The 17,239-nt window shown below is 33.5% G+C and carries 19 protein-coding genes; 17 read left to right on the top strand and 2 right to left on the bottom strand.

Going from position 1 to position 17,239, the window contains the following annotated elements; all coding sequences use genetic code 11:
* Positions 1-23 precede the first annotated feature (23 nt).
* Complete coding sequence (locus tag Q4517_RS03560) at positions 24-1,304, bottom strand: amidohydrolase family protein (RefSeq protein ID WP_303506313.1); 1,281 nt, start codon at positions 1,302-1,304, stop codon at positions 24-26.
* Positions 1,305-1,378: 74 nt separating this feature from the next.
* Here Q4517_RS03560 and Q4517_RS03555 point away from each other — a divergent pair, with 74 nt between their 5' ends.
* From Q4517_RS03555 to Q4517_RS03540, 4 genes are all read left to right on the top strand, one after another.
* Positions 1,379-2,059: an SDR family oxidoreductase gene (locus tag Q4517_RS03555; RefSeq protein WP_303506311.1), complete on the top strand. Its 681-nt coding sequence runs from the start codon at positions 1,379-1,381 to the stop codon at positions 2,057-2,059.
* 140 nt (positions 2,060-2,199) lie between these two features.
* Positions 2,200-2,799 (top strand): SprT-like domain-containing protein, encoded by a 600-nt coding sequence (locus Q4517_RS03550; RefSeq protein ID WP_303506309.1) that lies wholly within the window; start codon positions 2,200-2,202, stop codon positions 2,797-2,799.
* An 8-nt stretch (positions 2,800-2,807) separates the two neighbouring features.
* Positions 2,808-3,884 carry a mannose-1-phosphate guanylyltransferase gene (locus tag Q4517_RS03545; RefSeq protein ID WP_303506307.1) on the top strand — a complete coding sequence of 359 codons (1,077 nt, stop codon included), beginning with the start codon at positions 2,808-2,810 and terminating at the stop codon, positions 3,882-3,884.
* A 39-nt stretch (positions 3,885-3,923) separates the two neighbouring features.
* A complete protein-coding gene (locus Q4517_RS03540; RefSeq protein ID WP_303506305.1) occupies positions 3,924-4,679 on the top strand; it encodes a hypothetical protein in 756 nt (251 codons plus the stop codon).
* 13 nt (positions 4,680-4,692) lie between these two features.
* Here Q4517_RS03540 and lpxK read toward each other — a convergent pair whose 3' ends face one another.
* Positions 4,693-5,730, bottom strand: a complete 1,038-nt coding sequence (gene lpxK, locus Q4517_RS03535; protein WP_303506303.1) for a tetraacyldisaccharide 4'-kinase — start codon at positions 5,728-5,730, stop codon at positions 4,693-4,695.
* Positions 5,731-5,829: 99 nt separating this feature from the next.
* Between lpxK and Q4517_RS03530 the strand changes: the two genes are divergently transcribed.
* The 13 genes from Q4517_RS03530 to Q4517_RS03470 all read left to right on the top strand — a co-directional run bounded on the left by Q4517_RS03530 (position 5,830) and on the right by Q4517_RS03470 (position 17,036).
* Complete coding sequence (locus tag Q4517_RS03530; protein ID WP_303506301.1) at positions 5,830-6,924, top strand: Nif3-like dinuclear metal center hexameric protein; 1,095 nt, start codon at positions 5,830-5,832, stop codon at positions 6,922-6,924.
* 3 nt (positions 6,925-6,927) lie between these two features.
* Entirely contained in the window at positions 6,928-7,698 is a 771-nt protein-coding gene (locus Q4517_RS03525; protein WP_115900606.1) for a zinc ribbon domain-containing protein, read from the top strand.
* A gap of 162 nt (positions 7,699-7,860) precedes the next feature.
* Positions 7,861-9,258, top strand: a complete 1,398-nt coding sequence (locus Q4517_RS03520) for an FAD binding domain-containing protein (RefSeq protein WP_303506295.1) — start codon at positions 7,861-7,863, stop codon at positions 9,256-9,258.
* The gene (locus tag Q4517_RS03515) at positions 9,258-11,519 is read left to right on the top strand and encodes a xanthine dehydrogenase molybdopterin binding subunit (RefSeq protein ID WP_303506293.1); all 2,262 of its coding nucleotides are present in this window, start codon (positions 9,258-9,260) and stop codon (positions 11,517-11,519) included. The genes Q4517_RS03520 and Q4517_RS03515 overlap by 1 nt, the downstream gene beginning before the upstream one ends.
* A gap of 1 nt (position 11,520) precedes the next feature.
* Positions 11,521-12,096, top strand: a complete 576-nt coding sequence (locus Q4517_RS03510) for a GNAT family N-acetyltransferase (protein WP_303506291.1) — start codon at positions 11,521-11,523, stop codon at positions 12,094-12,096.
* A gap of 125 nt (positions 12,097-12,221) precedes the next feature.
* The gene (locus tag Q4517_RS03505) at positions 12,222-12,596 is read left to right on the top strand and encodes a hypothetical protein (RefSeq protein ID WP_303506288.1); all 375 of its coding nucleotides are present in this window, start codon (positions 12,222-12,224) and stop codon (positions 12,594-12,596) included.
* A gap of 6 nt (positions 12,597-12,602) precedes the next feature.
* Positions 12,603-13,547 (top strand): XdhC family protein, encoded by a 945-nt coding sequence (locus Q4517_RS03500; RefSeq protein WP_303506286.1) that lies wholly within the window; start codon positions 12,603-12,605, stop codon positions 13,545-13,547.
* A gap of 15 nt (positions 13,548-13,562) precedes the next feature.
* Complete coding sequence (locus tag Q4517_RS03495; protein ID WP_303506284.1) at positions 13,563-14,165, top strand: Crp/Fnr family transcriptional regulator; 603 nt, start codon at positions 13,563-13,565, stop codon at positions 14,163-14,165.
* Between the two features lie 51 nt (positions 14,166-14,216).
* Entirely contained in the window at positions 14,217-14,666 is a 450-nt protein-coding gene (locus tag Q4517_RS03490) for a DMT family transporter (protein ID WP_303506282.1), read from the top strand.
* Positions 14,663-15,394, top strand: a complete 732-nt coding sequence (locus Q4517_RS03485; RefSeq protein WP_303506280.1) for a GNAT family N-acetyltransferase — start codon at positions 14,663-14,665, stop codon at positions 15,392-15,394. Before Q4517_RS03490 ends, Q4517_RS03485 begins: the two co-directional genes overlap by 4 nt.
* Positions 15,395-15,470: 76 nt before the next feature.
* Positions 15,471-16,052 (top strand): Crp/Fnr family transcriptional regulator, encoded by a 582-nt coding sequence (locus tag Q4517_RS03480; protein ID WP_303506278.1) that lies wholly within the window; start codon positions 15,471-15,473, stop codon positions 16,050-16,052.
* Between the two features lie 58 nt (positions 16,053-16,110).
* Positions 16,111-16,452: a hypothetical protein gene (locus tag Q4517_RS03475; RefSeq protein WP_303506276.1), complete on the top strand. Its 342-nt coding sequence runs from the start codon at positions 16,111-16,113 to the stop codon at positions 16,450-16,452.
* A 5-nt stretch (positions 16,453-16,457) separates the two neighbouring features.
* Positions 16,458-17,036 (top strand): NAD(P)H-dependent oxidoreductase, encoded by a 579-nt coding sequence (locus Q4517_RS03470; protein ID WP_303506274.1) that lies wholly within the window; start codon positions 16,458-16,460, stop codon positions 17,034-17,036.
* Positions 17,037-17,239: the final 203 nt, after the last annotated feature.

The raw sequence follows: 17,239 nt of genomic DNA, 5'->3' as shown, positions 1-17,239 counted from the left end.
TAATATACGACTTTTTTAGCTTATCATTTTTTATAGATCTTTCCATTTTTCATCACAAAAACTACTTTTTCCATTGTATGAATATTTTGAGTAGGATCTTCATCTACTGCAATGATATCTGCAAGAAATCCTTTTTTAACCTTTCCTAACTCATTTTTCATACCTAATAATGCTGCATTAGTCACTGTTGCAGACTGTATCGTTTCCATAGCAGGCATACCTGCTTCTACCATATACCCAAACTCTTTTCCGTTTTTTCCATGTTTAAAAACTCCTGCATCGGTACCGAAAGCAATTTTTACACCTTTTTTATAAGCTCTTCCAAAAGTTCCTTGTATTTGTGGACCAACAGCCAACGCTTTAGGTACTACAATTTCTGGATAAAAACCTTTTACTTTTGCTTTCTCTTCAACCTCTTTTCCTGCCGTAATGGTAGGAACTAAATACGCATCGTGTTTTTTCATCAACTCCATCGTTTCATCACTCATATAAGTTCCATGTTCAATAGTTTTTACTCCTCCAATAACCGCACGTTGCATACCTTCATCACCATGAGCATGAGCTGCTACATGCATTCCATAATCTTTTGCTGTTTCACAAATTGCTCTCACCTCTTCAATAGTAAATTGAGGATTATCTCCGCTTTTAGCCACACTTAACACACCTCCTGTCGCTGTTATCTTTATACAATCTGCTCCATTTTTATAGCGTTGTCTAACCGCTTTTCGAGCATCTTCTATTGAATTTACCACTCCTTCTTTTGGGCCAGGGTTTCCTATTAGCTTTCTACTGCTTCCATTTGTTGGGTCTGCATGCCCACCTGTCGTTGCTAAAGATTTCCCCGCAGTAAACACTCTAGGACCTACAATTTTCCCCGCTTTAATTGCTTTAGCTAAAGAAATATTAACTCCTGTTCCTCCTAAATCTCTCACTGTCGTAAAACCGTTTAACAAAGTAGTTTCTGCAAATTTTACCGAGTTATAAGCTCTATCAGCATCATTCAATATATATTTTTCTAGCCTTGATTTTGGACTATGCTCACTTTCAATATGCACGTGCATATCAATCAACCCTGGCATTACCACCTTATCTTTTAAATCTATCGTTATATCATCAGTGTTTTCAGTATTCACATATCCTTTTAATACTTCAACAATTTTATTTCCTTTTACTACAATGGTTTGCTCTTTATTTATTTTACCTTTTTCTGTATCAATTAATTTCCCACAAAATATATAGGTGTTTTGAGCAAATGTTGCGATTGACATTGTTAAGAGTAACGCTAAAAAAAGTCTTTTTCTCATGATAATTTAAGAATGATTAAGCAATAAATGTAGTGATTTTTATGTAGCTTGCCTTTTTAAATTTTGACAATTACATGAAGAACATTGTTATTACAGGAACTAGTAGAGGTATTGGTTTTGAATTAGCACAGCAGTTTGCTAATCAAGGACATCAGGTATTAGCGCTATCTAGAAACACAAAACCTTTAGAACAAATAAATCATTCAAACATTACAACTATTTCCGTTGATTTATCTGACGAAAGTGACATAAAAAAATCGGTTGATTTTGTTTCAACTGAATGGAAAAAGGTAGACATCCTTATCAATAATGCTGGAAAATTAATTAATAAACCTTTTGAACAATTAACCACCCAAGATTTTGAAGAGGTTTATAAAGTGAATGTTTTTGCAGTTGCCGAATTAACAAAAAACTTACTACCATTTATGCAAAAAGGGAGTCATGTGGTAACAGTGAGTAGTATGGGTGGAATTCAAGGAAGCATGAAGTTTCCTGGACTAGCCGCTTATAGCTCTGCCAAAGGTGCTGTAATAACCTTATCAGAATTATTAGCAGAAGAATACAAAGAACAACAAATAGCTTTTAATGTATTAGCCTTAGGCGCCGTACAAACAGAGATGTTAGAAGAGGCTTTCCCTGGTTATGAAGCTCCTTTATCGGCTAAAGAAATGGCTAACTACATTTTTGATTTTGCTTTAACTGGTAATAAGTATTACAACGGTAAAGTTTTACAAGTTTCTAGTTCTACTCCGTAGAAAAATAACGATTGTCACTTCGAGTGATTTTCGTTCAACATAATTGAAAAGAAAATTATATCGAGAAGTACTAGCTAGTTCTCGATACAATTTTTATTTTTCCTTTTTATTTCAAAATAAAAAACCACTCGAACTGACTTTTGAAAAAAACACTGATTAAATACATCCCTGAAGAAGCAATTCCGTTAGTTGAATATTTAATTATTGAACATAAAATCAACTTGAAAATAGTAAGCGAACGTCAAACCAAACATGGTGATTTCCGTCGTTTACCAAACGGACACATGCAAATTACGGTGAATAACAACTTGAATCCTTATCAGTTTTTATTGACCTTAGTTCATGAAATTGCACATCATGTTACCTATCAAAAATTTGGAAGAGTACAACCCCACGGTAAAGAATGGAAAACAGTATTTCAGCATTTAATGCTCCCTTTTTTACAACCCGAAATTTATCCAAAAAACATTCTACCCTATTTAGCCAACTACTTAAAAAGCCCAAAAGCCAGTACCGATGCTGATGTAAATTTATCACTGGCATTGCGAGGTGGAAAATCAGAAGACGGAAAGAACTTTATCTTTGAAATACCAAACGGAAGCGTTTTTCAATTCAAGGAAAAACTATATAAAAGAGGTGATAAACGAAGAACACGCTATGAATGTTTAAATTTAGAAAACAAGCGTGTATATTTATTCAACCAAAACGCAGAGGTGAAACTCATAGCTTTAAATAAATAACAGCTTGTATGAACACTAATTATTATGCAGTAATCATGGCAGGTGGCGTAGGTTCTCGTCTTTGGCCAGTAAGTACCGAAAAATACCCTAAGCAATTTCATGATTTATTAGGAACTGGAGAGTCTTTGTTACAAAAAACCTTCAACAGAATTAATCAATTAATTCCAGCAGAAAATATTTTAATTGCCACTAATAAACGTTACGAAGAATTAGTTTTAGAACAACTTCCTAAAATTGGTAATAAACAGTTACTGCTAGAACCTGCAATGCGTAACACTGCTCCTTGTATTTTATATGCTGCTTTAAAAATCCGTCAGCAGAATGAAAATGCTGTGATGTTAGTTGCTCCGTCTGATCACTGGATAGAAAACGAGACTGAATTTCTTAAAAACATTGAAACTTCTTTTAAAGCCTGTACTAAAGAAGATATATTGATGACTTTGGGGATTCAACCAAATCATCCTAATACGGGTTACGGCTATATTCAATTTAAAGAAAATGTTTCTGAAGTTAAAAAAGTAAAAACATTTACTGAAAAACCAAACCTAGAAAAAGCTACACAGTTTGTAGCAAGCGGTGACTATTTATGGAATGCTGGTATTTTTGTTTGGTCGGTTTCTAGCATTTTAGATTCCTTTAAAAAACATCTTCCTGAAATGGTCAACATTTTAGATACCGGAGATAACGTTTACAACACCGAGCTTGAAGATGATTTTATTAAACGTAACTATGAAAAATGTGAAAACATTTCTATCGACTTCGGGATTATGGAACGCTCTGAAAAGGTACACGTACTCCCTGTAGATTTTGGTTGGGATGATTTGGGTACCTGGGGTTCTTTATATAACAAACTTGGTAAAGACACTCACCAAAATGCAACAGTTGGAGCCACAACTATTTTTAAAGATGCCAACGGGAATATGGTTAGTACTAAAAATGGCAAAAAAGTAGTAATTCAAGGTTTACAAGATTTTATTATCGTAGAAAAAGACGATGTCTTGGTTATTTGTCCACGTAAAAACGAACAAGACATAAAACAACTACGAACTGAAGCAAAAGACACTTTTGGTAAAAAGCACATGTAACTATCATAACACTTTACATTATTGAAAAATGCTATAAAAATGGATCGAAATTATGTTGACGGTACTCTTATTACTCTTGTAAAATCAATTATAATTATACCTTTAGGAACCACTTACTTAGCCTTGATTGGCTATATTGGGGCTCAAAACTCTAGACTCGACTATTTTATACTTGCCTTTTTCTATGGTCTATTCTCCTCCCTTCTAATCAAATATATTATAGACTCCAATAAAAGACGTTTCATATATGATATTAAGCATAAAAAAATAAAGCCTATCTTAAGTTTTAAGTATACCAAAAGTGAATGGGTACTTTTTATTCAAGAAAACCTATCTATGAGAAAGAAAAAACACGTTATAGTTGTTTTGTGTATTTTCATGGTTTCTATCTCCTTAATATACTGGGGTCATACCTTAAAAAATGATGGAGAATTTGCTTTAGCTGTAGGTTACAACTTATTAATAATTTCTCTTTTTTGGGGGATATTCTCTTACCAATTTTTAATTTCTCCTTTAAAACAGGCTTTAGATTGTCGTATAAGAGAGGTTCAATGCTTTAAATATGGTATAGTTCTTATAAATGAATACTACATTATTAAAACTTTTAGCTACATGAAAAACGTATCATTAAGCAAAAAACATAATAAACATAGTATTTGTTTTACAGATGAAACCAGAGGTACTAGTTTTGAAGGATATGATGCTAACAGAATTATGAAGTTTACATTACCAATACCAAAAGATCAAAAAGAAAATTCAAAAAAAATATATGCTGCCGTTTTTAGAACTTATTAACAAGCAAATAACGTTATTTTGTTTTTACTCTTTTTATTTCATCCAACACCAAAGAATTAAAAACCTCCTCTTCATTAATAAAATCACTCTTTATTGATATATAATTAAGATTATCAACCTTACCCTCTAAACGCATATAATCTTTTTCGGTAGTTAGTATAATCTTTTGTTCAGGTGGTAACTCATCAAAAGCCTTCTTAATAGTTGAAATATCTTGCTGAGTAAAATTATGATGATCTGGGAATTTTAGGTGTTTAAAGCTTACTTCCTTTTCTTTTAAAAAGTTTAACAATGGGGTTGGATTCGCAATTCCCGTCACTAACAACACTTCTTTATCCTGCAAATCATCAATTGTTAACTCTTTTGTTCCTTTTAAATTCTCATCGTAAGCAATGGTTGTAAAAAATACCTTTTGATACGATTTTGGATTGAGCTTTCGTACTATCTTTTCTTGTTCTGTCTTCGATAAATTCTCAGGACATTTCGTAACTACAATCATCGTTGCTCGTTTAGCTCCTCTCCTACTTTCTCGCAAATTCCCTGTAGGCAACACAAAGTCATCTACAAACAAATCGTTATACTTTGTGAGTAAAATATAACAACTCGCCGTTACTTTTCTGTGTTGATAGGCATCGTCCAACAATACTACTTCAGGAGGGGTGCTACGCTGCAACAACTGTTGAATTCCGTTCGTTCTGTCAGCATCCACAGCTACGGTAACACCTTTTTTAAACTTCTTATAAAATTGCAAAGGTTCATCACCTACATCTTCAGCTGTATGGGTACCATTCACTACTTGAAACCTTTCTGTTTTACGTTTATATCCTCGACTTAAAACTGCAATTCTATAATTATCTTTTAGTAAACGTATTAAATATTCTATCTGAGGAGATTTTCCTGTTCCTCCTACACTTAAATTTCCAACAGCAATCACTGGGATATCAAAAGAAGTTGATTTTAAAACACCTAGATTAAAAAACCAATTACGAATTCTCGTAATAGCATCGTACAAAACAGCAAACGGAAATAATAAAAATCGAAGTAGCTTCATTACACCAAAAGTAATAATTTAAGCATTAATGTACAGGATACTTTTATTTTCATTTTTCTACTTTGTAACTTTGCTATAGTAATTTTGAAAACGTACCAAATGCAAATAAAAGACGTCACCAACTATATTGAACAACTGGCACCACTCTCGTATGCCGAAGATTTTGACAATGTTGGTTTATTAATAGGCAATTACAGTACTAAAGTTACAGGAGTTTTAGTTACGCTAGATACTCTTGAAGAAACTGTGGACGAGGCTATTGCTAAAAACTGTAATCTTATTGTAAGTTTTCACCCTATTGTATTTAGTGGACTAAAAAAATTTAACGGCAACAATTATGTAGAACGTGTTGTATTAAAAGCTATTCAAAATAACATTGCTATTTACGCTACACATACAGCTCTAGATAATGTAAACAATGGGGTTTCTGCTAAAATGGGAGAAGTTTTAGGCTTAGAAAACATGAAAACTTTAATCCCCAAAAAAGGAATCATAAAAAAACTAACAACTTATGTTCCTTTTGCAGAAGCTACTAATGTACGTGAAAAGTTATTTGAAGCTGGGGCAGGTAACATTGGTAATTATGACAACTGTTCTTTTAATGTAGAAGGAAAAGGAAGCTATAGAGGGAACGAAAATTCGAACCCTATTGTAGGTAAAAAAGGAGAATTAATGTTTGAAAAGGAAACCTGTATTATAGTAACTTTTGATTCTTATTTAGAAGGAAAAATACTTTCTACTCTCTTTAAAAACCATCCTTATGAAGAGGTTGCCTACGAAGTTATTACGCTGGATAACCAAAACCAAAACGTAGGTATGGGGATGATTGGAGAACTCCCTTCAGCGATGGATGAAAAAGACTTTTTATTATTTGTAAAAGAAACCTTTAAAACAGGCTGTGTCAGACATTCAGAATTACTTGACAAACCTATTAAAAAAGTAGCTGTGTTAGGTGGTTCAGGAAGTTTCGCTATCAAAAATGCGATGCGAGCTGGTGCCGATGCTTATATAAGTGCTGATTTTAAATATCACGAGTTTTTTAAAGCAGAAAAAAGAATTTTGCTTGCAGATGTAGGACATTATGAAAGTGAACAATTTACAAAAAACCTTTTAGTTGATTATCTTAGCAAAAAAATTAGTATTTTTGCAATTATTTTAAGCGAAAAAAGTACAAATCCAATATACTATATTTAACAGATGGCAAAAAAAGAAGTAACGGTAGAAGAAAAATTAAGAGCGTTATACGATTTACAGTTAATCGATTCTAGAATTGACGAGATTAGAAACGTTCGCGGTGAATTACCTTTAGAAGTTGAAGATTTAGAAGATGAAGTTGCCGGATTAAACAAGAGACTTTCTAATTTAGCTGAGGATGTTAAAAATTTAGAAACTGACATTAGTAATAAAAAGTTAGCGATTGAAGAATCTAAAAACTCAATTACTAAGTATGAAGAACAACAAAAAAATGTTCGTAATAACCGTGAATTTGACTCTTTATCTAAAGAAATTGAGTATCAAGAGCTAGAAATTCAATTATCTGAAAAGAGAATTAAGGAATATAAAGCTAAAATTGCTCAAAAGAAAGAGGTTATTGATAACACCAAAGAAAAATTAGCGAAGCAAGAAGCACATTTAACTCACAAAAAAGGTGAACTAGATGCTATCTTAAAAGAGACTGAGAAAGAAGAGCAATTATTAAAAGAAAAGTCTGAAGAATTTTCAAAGTCTATCGAAGGTCACTTATTAACTGCTTATAAAAGAATTAGAACAAAAGTAAGAAACGGTTTAGCTGTTGTTGCTATTGAACGTGGAGCTGCTGGAGGTTCTTTCTTCACTATTCCACCACAAGTTCAGTTAGAAATTGCAAACCGTAAAAAGATTACAATTGATGAGCATAGTGGTCGTATTTTAGTAGACCCAGCCTTAGCACAAGAAGAAAAAGAAAAAATAGATAGCCTATTTGCTTAATATTTTTCTTAAAATATATACAAAGCCTCCAAAAATTGGAGGCTTTTTTATTGCTACATATTTTGACCATCATATCATTAAATAATTAAAAAGCTTAAACTCCACACTTTTCTTTTTCAACTTTTCCCCTAACGTCACATTTTCGTATCTTGCATTCTGCTTATGATACAATTTATATTAAATAATCAGGTAATAAAAACTACAGCAAACGCTGGTATTACCCTACTCGATTTTATTAGAGAACATCAACAATTAAAAGGTACAAAAATAGGATGTCGTGAAGGCGATTGCGGAGCTTGTACTGTTTTAATTGGTGATCTAAATGATAATAAACTTAGCTACCAAAGTATAACTTCATGTATTTCTCCTTTAGGAAATGCTAACGGAAAACACATCGTTACGGTAGAAGGAATCAATTTACCAAAAGAACTGAATACCGTTCAAAAAGCAATGACCGATAATTATGCGACACAATGTGGTTTCTGTACACCAGGATTTGTGGTTTCTATGACTGGTTATGCTCTTGACAGTAAACAAACAACTTCTTGTAACGATGCTATCAGCGGAAACATTTGTCGCTGTACAGGTTATAAATCGATTGAAAAAGCAGGTTTTGAAATAGAACAAAAACTACAACAAAAAGATAAAAACCATCAAATTGACTGGCTAATCAAGGAAGGTTTTATTCCTAATTATTTTGTAACTATTCCAGAAAAATTAGCTCAATTACAACCAAGAACCTTTGAAAAAACAGGAGTAAAAGTAGCCAACGGAACCGATATATATGTACAACATGCTGATAAAATGGCGGAAGAAGATGTGCATTTATTAACCGATAAAAACGCTTTAAAAGAAATTTCTTTTACTGAAGGATTTTGTAGACTGGGTGCTAATACAACCGTTACCGAAATAGCAGAAAGCAAACAATTACAAACCCTCTTTCCTAAACTCAAACAATTTTTAAAACTTGTTTCTTCTGAGCAAATCAGAAATATGGGAACTATTGGAGGTAACTTTGTAAATGCCTCACCTATTGGTGATATGTCTATTTTCTTTTTAGCATTAAACTCAATGGTAACCATTCAAAAAGAAGATAGAAATACGCGACAAATTCCATTTCAAGAATTTCATCAAGACTATAAAAAGTATGATTTACACGAAGGTGAAATCTTACATTCAATACAATTCAAAGTTCCGCAAACGGAAGACTTTTTCAATTTTGAGAAGGTAAGCAAACGAACACATTTAGACATTGCTAGTTTAAATTCCGCTGGAAGAATTACACTAAAAAATAATACAATTACAGACGCTCATTTTTCTTTAGGAGGTGTTGCTGCCATTCCGAAATATTTACACGAAACCAACGCTTTTTTAATCGGAAAAACAATCAATTCAGAAACTATAAAAGAAGCTGAAACAGTTTTACAATCAGAAATCTCACCTATCAGTGATGTTCGTGGAACTGCTGAATACAAACGTTTGTTAGCACGACAATTATTTTTTGCTCATTTTTTGGAGCTATTCTCTAATCATGTAGAACTAAAAAAATTAATTGCCTAATGAAGACGATGAAAAATATTGACAGTTTTACACATGTTAGAGGAGAATCGTTATTTGTTGACGATTTAATGCTACGTCAAGATACCTTATTCGGGTTGGTTTTTGACTCGTCAAAAGCGCATGGTAAAATCAAATCGGTAGATTATTCTAAAGCAGAAGCACTAGAAGGTGTAGTAAAAATATTCACCTATAAAGATGTCTTAGGAGAAAATCAAATTGGAGGTATCATTCCTGATGAACCTTTATGGGCAGAAGATGAAGTCCATTTTTGGGGACAACCCATTGCTTTCATTGTTGCAAAAAGTGAAGCGATTGCTAAAAAAGCAAGAAGTTTAATTACCATAAATATTGAAGAACTTCCTGTAATCACAACCGCTAAAGAAGCCAAAGAAAAAGGTAGTTTTATCAATGCTCCTCGTTCATTTAACTTAGGAGACACCCAAAATGCTTTTACCGAATGTGAATATGTATTTGAAGGCGAAACTTTTTCTAACGGACAAGAGCATTTGTATCTCGAAACACAAGGTTGCTATGCGGTTCCTCAAGAAAACGGGAATATAAAAATTACCTCATCTACGCAAGGCCCTACTGCTGTTCAAAAAACAGCAGCCAAGGTTTTAGGTATTCCAATGCATAAAATTGAAGTCGATGTAATTCGCTTAGGAGGTGGTTTTGGAGGTAAAGAAGATCAAGCAACTCCTTGGGCAGTGATGGCAGCTGTGGCGGTACAACATTTGAATCGTCCAGTAAAATACATGTTGAATCGCCATGACGATTTACGTATGACAGGAAAGCGCCATCCGTATTCATCATTTTATAAAATTGGTCTAACCAAAGACCTAAAAATAAAAGCTTTTGAAGCTGAGTTCCTACAAAATTCTGGTGCCGCCGCTGATTTATCACCTGCTATTGCTGAAAGGACATTGTTTCATGCTACCAATAGTTATTTTGTTCCAAACGTACATACTACAGTGTATAGTTGTAAAACCAACTTACCTCCTAACACCGCTTTTCGTGGTTTTGGTGGTCCGCAAGGAATGTTTGTTATTGAAAGTGCTATTGCAGATGCCGCTGATAAAATAAGGATCAATAAAAGATTAATACAAGAAGCCAATCTATTAGCTGAGAACGATGAGTTTTCATACGGGCAAATTGCAACCGAAGTACAAGCACAAAACTCTTGGTTTAGCGCAAAAGAGCAATATCAACTTGAACAGCTAGAACAAGAAGTAGCTGACTTCAATAATAAGAACGACCGTTACAAAAAAGGAATTTCATTAATGCCTATCGCCTTTGGTATTTCATTTACCAATACCCCAATGAATCATGCACGTGCTTTGGTACATATTTATCAAGATGGAAGTGTTGGTGTCTCTACAGGTGCTGTAGAAATGGGACAAAGTGTAAACACCAAAATATTACAAGTAGCACAAAGTGTTTTAGGAATTTCGCCCAATAAAGTAAAACTGGAAACCACGAATACTACACGTGTTGCCAATACCTCACCTTCTGCAGCAAGTTCAACTGCCGACCTTAACGGGAAAGCAACAGAAATGGCTTGTAATTCGTTAGTTGAACGACTAACAGAAGTTGCCGCTGACATGCTCTCTACCAAAAAAGAAAATATCTCTTTTCAAGAAAATGCTGTTTTTGTGAGTGGTAAAAAATCAGAGCTAACATGGGAAGCTTTAATTACTGAAGCGATGCTTCGTCGCGTGGCGCTATCTGAAAATGCACATTATGCTACTCCTGTGATTCATTTTGATAAAACCAAAGAAAAAGGGCATCCGTTTGCCTATCATGTATACGGTACTGCTATCACAACCGTTACTGTAGATTGTATCCGTGGGAATTATGAAATTGACAGCGTAAAGATTGTACACGACTTTGGTAAAAGTATGAATATGGGAATTGATTTAGGCCAAGTGGAAGGTGCTTTAGCACAAGGAATCGGTTGGATGACCTTAGAGGAAATTGCCTATAATAATGACGGGCGTCTCCTTTCGAATGCGTTGTCTACCTACAAGGTGCCTGATATTTTTTCAGCTCCCAAAACAGTAGAAACCATTCCGTTAAAAACGGAAGGGAATCAAATGGCTATTAAAAAATCGAAAGCGGTTGGTGAGCCTCCATTAATGTACGGAATTGGAGCTTATTTTGCCATTCAGCAAGCGGTAAAAACTTTCAACCCAAATTATAAATTAAAATTCCACGCTCCTTTTACACCCGAAAAAGTGTTGATGGGATTGTATGAAAAATAGAATGACATACGCAATAAACGAAAGTATTTTTGATACGTTTCCTAAATTAGAGAGTGACAGACTTTTATTTAGAGAATACACAATGGCTGATGCCTCTGAACTGTTTAACGTTAGAACTCACCCTCAAGTTTCTAAATACTTAGACTCTGATGTTCCGCAATCTCCCAAAGACATTGAAAAAAGAATAGCACTCATTCAGCAAGCTTTTAAAGATAAAAACGGAATTACTTGGGCTATTACGCTCAAAGAAAACAATACTCTTATTGGTGATTTTGGAATATGGAGATTAGACAAACAAAACTTTAGAGGTGAAATAGGCTATGTATTAAACCCTGATTATTGGGGAAAAGGTTATATGAAAGAAGCTATGAATACCTTAATTCACTTTGCTTTTCACACATTCAACCTTCATAGTTTAGAAGCCAATATAAACCCTAAAAACCAAAATTCAAGAAGTATTCTTTTAAAATTAGGGTTTAAAAAAGAAGCCTATTTTAGAGAGAACTATTTTTACAATGGGATGTTTTTAGATAGCGAGATTTATTCGCTATTAAAATCAGATTTTAATTCAAAATAAATAAGAAGAGTATCAAACTACAATACACCAAACAAAATATATTTAGGGGTGCCTTAATTTATAGCATTGGAGATACCATTGCATCCCTTTTACTAAACGAGTTTTCCTTATACAGACTCCTCGGAATGGTATTTATTGGGGCTACCGTTTATGCTCTTGAAATCCCTAATTATTTTAATTGGATAGAGAGAAAAACAGCTAACAATAGCGGACTCAAAAGAACTATAGCTAAAACAATATTGGCCATTGCCTATTTTAATCCATTATGGATTTTTAGACATTTGCTGTTTATCAAATTATTTTCTGGAAATTTTGAACAAATAACCAGTAACTTATTCATTGTTGCTTGTTGGTCGTTTTTAGTGAACATTCCTATTTCGTTTATCGCGAATTTTATCATTCAAAATAAAGTAAAACTCGATTGGCGTTTTTTAGCCAGTGCTATTTTTTCTGCACTAATGGCTATTTATTATGCCCTAAGCGAAACCATTTTTAACTAAGCTTTTATGGATTTTTGGCAACAGTTACATACAAAACTTCAAAATGAACAAAAGGTATACCTCCTAACGGTAATTGAAAACCTTGGCAGTTCTCCAGGTCGAAAAGGCTTTAAAATGTTAATTGCTGAAGATGGGTTTATCTATGGTTCTGTGGGTGGTGGTGTTATGGAGTTTGCACTCGTTGAAGAAGCCAAACAACTATTACAACAAGAGAATCCACCAACATTCATCAAAAAACAAATTCATAAAGGAAATATCAAATATGGTTCGGGTATGATTTGTTCTGGTGAACAAACCCTAGCTTTTCATTGTTTAAATTCCACTCATGTTTCGATAATAGCGAATATCATTTCTTCTTTACAACACGGTAAAAAAGGAACATTACACTTATCTTCTACCCTATTTGATTTTACTCTTGATATTCTAGAAAGTCAGTTTGAGTATGACATCAACTCGAAAGAAGATTGGTATTTTAAAGAACATATCGGCTTTAAAGAAACCTTGTACATTGTTGGTGGTGGACATGTAGGTGTTGCTGTTTCTGAACTTTTTGTAAAGCTAGGTTTCTATGTTATTGTTTTTGATAATAGAGAAAACCTCAACACATTAGAAAACAACCAAACTGCTCATAAAAAACAGGTTATTGATTATAATGATATTGAAAACTACATAGAAGAATCTTCTTCAAGCTATGTAGCCATTATGACCAATAAATACACTGATGACAAATTGGTATTGAGTAAGCTCCTTAAAAACAACTATAAATTTCTAGGAGTTTTAGGTAGCAAAGCAAAGTTGCAAACGATGTGGGAAGTTCTGCAAAACGAAGGATTTACTCAAGAAGAATTAAATAAAGTACACGCACCTATTGGACTTTCTATAAAAAGTGAAACCCCCGAGGAAATAGCGGTAAGTATTGCAGCACAAATCATACAAATAAAAAACACTTAAACCTTATAAGTAGTAATGGATCAACCAAATGAATATAAAGCCTTTTTAACAAGCGTTTTTAATCGTTATGCTACGGTAAGCGACGACTCCATTTCTTCTTTGTTCTCAGTTGCAAAAATTCATGATTTAAAAAAGGGAAGCACCTTATTACCTTTTGGTAAGGTATCAAAACATGTTCATGTTCTTTACAAAGGAGCTGTAGTTTCTTGTTTTTTACATAAAGATGGTACAGTATACCACAAAAACATCTTTTTATCAGGTAGTTTTATAGGTTCTGTAGTATCATCACTTACCAACACACCTTCTCAGTTTTCTCTAGAGGTTATAGAGGATTCTACAGTTATTAGCTTTCCGTATGACACCTACAGACAACTTATTAAGAAAAACCAAGACTTACAGAACTTCTATATTGCTTATCTCGAAAAGAATTGGGTAATTGATAAAGAAAAACGAGAAATTGATATTGTTTTAAAAGAAGCTAAAGAACGGTATCTCGATTTTGTAAACGCTAATCCCAACATAGATAACAGGATACCATTACACTATATTGCCTCTCACTTAGGCATTACTCCCACTCAATTAAGCCGAATTCGTAAGAGCATTAAAAAAAGTGTGTAGCAGTCAACATATGTAAAGAAAAAGGTGTTATTTCCTTTCCATCTTTGCAGTATGAAAATATTCTTTTTATACTTTTTGGCTTTTATTGGAGGTGTTTCACTAGCTGTTCAAGCAGGGTTTAACACGCAACTAGGTACTATTGTAAAACAACCTGTTATCGCTGTTATAGCCACCTCTATAGCTAGTGCTGTTTTTGGATGCTTATTCATCTTTCTATTCAAAGAAGAAAGTATTCAATTAACTACAGCACAGCAAGTGCCTTGGTATTTATGGTTTATTGGCGGACTTTTTAGCATGATTGGTATTTCTCTTTATTTTTACACCATACCAAAGCTAGGGATTTCAAAAATGATTGCTTTTGGCTTATGCGGTCAATTGATTTTTTCGTTATTCGCAGGTAAATTTGGTTGGTTAAACCTGCCTGTTGAGCCTATAACTACCAAAAAGTGTATTGGAATTATTTTCATGGCAATTAGTATTCTTTTAATCAACTCAAAATGAAAAAAGTAGTATCAAACATTAACAATTTAACTTCTTTGTGGAAAACTGCTGCGACTCCATATCAAGGATATCATAAAGAAACATCTTTTGAAAGCGCTTATATTGAAAATGCCCAATGGCCTAATAGAATTTGGACCAACCTCTCTCCTTCTGAAAACCAACTAAAAGAAGTACAGCTACAAATGTTAGGAGAAGGTAACCTTTTTACATTTTCTTTATTTGCACTACCAAGTCAAGAAAACAATATGGAACTTGACGCTAAAATTCAGTTAAAGTCAACACAATACGGAATGAGTTTAGAGCTAAACGAAAAGTTCGAAACTCAAAGACACATCGATTTTAAAAGAGTAGAAAACACAGAAGAAGCTGATGTTTGGAGCAATGCCTTTTTTAAAGCCTTTAATTACGAAATAAGTACAGCAACCATTTTAAAAACTAAAGAAACCATACCCTATTATCTTGTTTATTTTGAACAAGAACTTGTTGGAACCGTAATTTTATACACTACTAATACGATTGTTGGCTTACATAGTTTGGGTATTATACCTGAAAAAAGAAAGCAAGGTTTTGCTACCGAAATTATGTGCCATACATTGAATAAAGCTATTGACCAGAATTTATCCTTAGCTACATTACAAGCCTCAGAAATGGCTAAAGAAATGTATTTAAAACTAGGATTTTCTTTAGATTTTTTAATGAATAATTATGGTGTTACCAATCCTTCTTAAAAGTACAGCATATTAACACACATAACTTTTGAACTTGGCAAAAAAATAGTAGGTTTGAAGCTACTAATGAGAGAGGATGAATTATAAAGAAGTCTTTAAAACAATTGAGGAAACTTACACTCCGCTGTCTACTGAGTGTCAACAAGAATTAATTACCAGTTCAAAAGTTTGTGTATATAAAAAAGGAGACATTGTTGTACGAGAAGGGCAATTCTCTAAAAAAGTCTTTTTTATTGTCCAAGGATGTTCAAGAGCATATTACTTAAAAGACGGTAAAGACATTTCTGATTGGTTTACTTTCGAAAATCAGTTTATGGCTTCCATCGTTAGCTTTTTCAGCAATGAACCGAGTCCGCATTATGTTGAATTTATTGAAGATTCAACCGTTTTGGAATTTTCAAAAGATACTGTTGATAAGCTTTCTCAAAAGCATCACGACTTTGAACGCTTAATTAGTAAGATAGTCACTGAAACCATGTTAGGGCTTTGCGAACGCTTATACACCATTCAATTCAACAAAGCAGAAGAAAGGTATAAACACCTGCTTAGTATTTATCCTTTTATAACCAACAGAATTCCCCTTACACATATTGCTTCTTATTTAGGAATAACTCTTGAAACGTTGAGCAGAATAAGAAACCCCAAAAAACGAATTTGATTTACATCAAATGATAAACCTTCCATTTACAGCAATTTTGCAAACAAATACAATAACAATGGAAGATAACAACAAACAACAACTAAAGTCAATCTGGGGAAAATGGTGGGAACCTATTAGAAAATGGTTTTATCCTGCTTGGTTAATCTATGAAACTTCAATTCGGTTTTATGAGTATGCCATATCAGTTCATATCTATTTTAAAAACCCACAAAACAATATTACTTCATATATAGGAGAAGTCGGTACTCAAATTTTAGGTACATTTTGTAGCCTTAGCACTTTTATAATTTGCACAGTCTTTTTAACAATACCTACCTGTTTTATACTATATAAGTTTTTTAAAACAGAAAACTTAACAGGCTCTCAGTTTGAAGCAAAAATGAAACCTATTTTTTAAGCAAAATGAAGAAAATACTCATTATAAACGGACACCCTGATAAGGAAAGTTTTAATTTTGGTCTTTCTGAAGCTTATAAAACAGGTGCGAAGAAATCGACTGCTGAAATACAAGAAATCAACATCCGAGAATTAAACTTTAACCCCAACCTTCAATTTGGCTATCGAAAGCGAACAGAGCTTGAGCCTGATTTACTAGAAGCACAAGAAAAACTTAAATGGGCAGACCACTTAGTATTGGTGTATCCTATTTGGTGGGGTTCTGTACCTGCAATTATGAAAGGTTTTTTAGATCGGGTTTTACTCCCTGGTTTTGCTTTTAAAAAAAGAGAAAAGTCTTTATGGTGGGATAAATGTTTTACAGGAAAAACAGCCAGAATAATTTGCACGTTAGATCAACCTGCTTGGTATTATAAATGGTTTTATAGAAGCCCAAGCCATAATGCTATGAAAAAACTAACATTAAACTATATAGGTGTAAAAAAAGTGCGAATTACTACCATTGGCCCTATAAGACTCTCAAAAGAAAAGTTTAGAGCTAAATGGTTGAAAAAAGTAGTAACTCTTGGAACAATGAACAAATAACAATACTTCTATTATCCATTCAATATGCTAACAAACATTTTTCTACACAATACAAATATTTTATCTTTTTTGTTGTTTGGTGTTACTCCCCTTAGGCAGTGAATGACACTTCCCTTAGGCAGGGAGTATCGTTCCCCTTACCGAGGGAGTGTCACTCCCCTTAGGTAAGGAGTGTCGACACGATTAGGCTTCGTGTGTTGACC

This window comes from Tenacibaculum sp. 1_MG-2023, from assembly GCF_030547425.1.
Lineage (GTDB): Bacteria > Bacteroidota > Bacteroidia > Flavobacteriales > Flavobacteriaceae > Polaribacter.
Note: the sequence above shows the minus strand (reverse complement) of the source record. Positions and strands in the feature narration are given on the sequence as shown.

Coding starts and splice junctions, on each gene's coding strand:
- Q4517_RS03560 (WP_303506313.1), bottom strand. CDS start 1,304: ATGAGAAAAAGACTTTTTTTAGCGTTACTCTTAACAATGTCAATCGCA.
- Q4517_RS03555 (WP_303506311.1), top strand. CDS start 1,379: ATGAAGAACATTGTTATTACAGGAACTAGTAGAGGTATTGGTTTTGAA.
- Q4517_RS03545 (WP_303506307.1), top strand. CDS start 2,808: ATGAACACTAATTATTATGCAGTAATCATGGCAGGTGGCGTAGGTTCT.
- Q4517_RS03540 (WP_303506305.1), top strand. CDS start 3,924: ATGGATCGAAATTATGTTGACGGTACTCTTATTACTCTTGTAAAATCA.
- lpxK (WP_303506303.1), bottom strand. CDS start 5,730: ATGAAGCTACTTCGATTTTTATTATTTCCGTTTGCTGTTTTGTACGAT.
- Q4517_RS03530 (WP_303506301.1), top strand. CDS start 5,830: ATGCAAATAAAAGACGTCACCAACTATATTGAACAACTGGCACCACTC.
- Q4517_RS03525 (WP_115900606.1), top strand. CDS start 6,928: ATGGCAAAAAAAGAAGTAACGGTAGAAGAAAAATTAAGAGCGTTATAC.
- Q4517_RS03520 (WP_303506295.1), top strand. CDS start 7,861: ATGATACAATTTATATTAAATAATCAGGTAATAAAAACTACAGCAAAC.
- Q4517_RS03515 (WP_303506293.1), top strand. CDS start 9,258: ATGAAGACGATGAAAAATATTGACAGTTTTACACATGTTAGAGGAGAA.
- Q4517_RS03510 (WP_303506291.1), top strand. CDS start 11,521: ATGACATACGCAATAAACGAAAGTATTTTTGATACGTTTCCTAAATTA.
- Q4517_RS03505 (WP_303506288.1), top strand. CDS start 12,222: ATGGTATTTATTGGGGCTACCGTTTATGCTCTTGAAATCCCTAATTAT.
- Q4517_RS03500 (WP_303506286.1), top strand. CDS start 12,603: ATGGATTTTTGGCAACAGTTACATACAAAACTTCAAAATGAACAAAAG.
- Q4517_RS03495 (WP_303506284.1), top strand. CDS start 13,563: ATGGATCAACCAAATGAATATAAAGCCTTTTTAACAAGCGTTTTTAAT.
- Q4517_RS03490 (WP_303506282.1), top strand. CDS start 14,217: ATGAAAATATTCTTTTTATACTTTTTGGCTTTTATTGGAGGTGTTTCA.
- Q4517_RS03485 (WP_303506280.1), top strand. CDS start 14,663: ATGAAAAAAGTAGTATCAAACATTAACAATTTAACTTCTTTGTGGAAA.
- Q4517_RS03480 (WP_303506278.1), top strand. CDS start 15,471: ATGAATTATAAAGAAGTCTTTAAAACAATTGAGGAAACTTACACTCCG.
- Q4517_RS03475 (WP_303506276.1), top strand. CDS start 16,111: ATGGAAGATAACAACAAACAACAACTAAAGTCAATCTGGGGAAAATGG.
- Q4517_RS03470 (WP_303506274.1), top strand. CDS start 16,458: ATGAAGAAAATACTCATTATAAACGGACACCCTGATAAGGAAAGTTTT.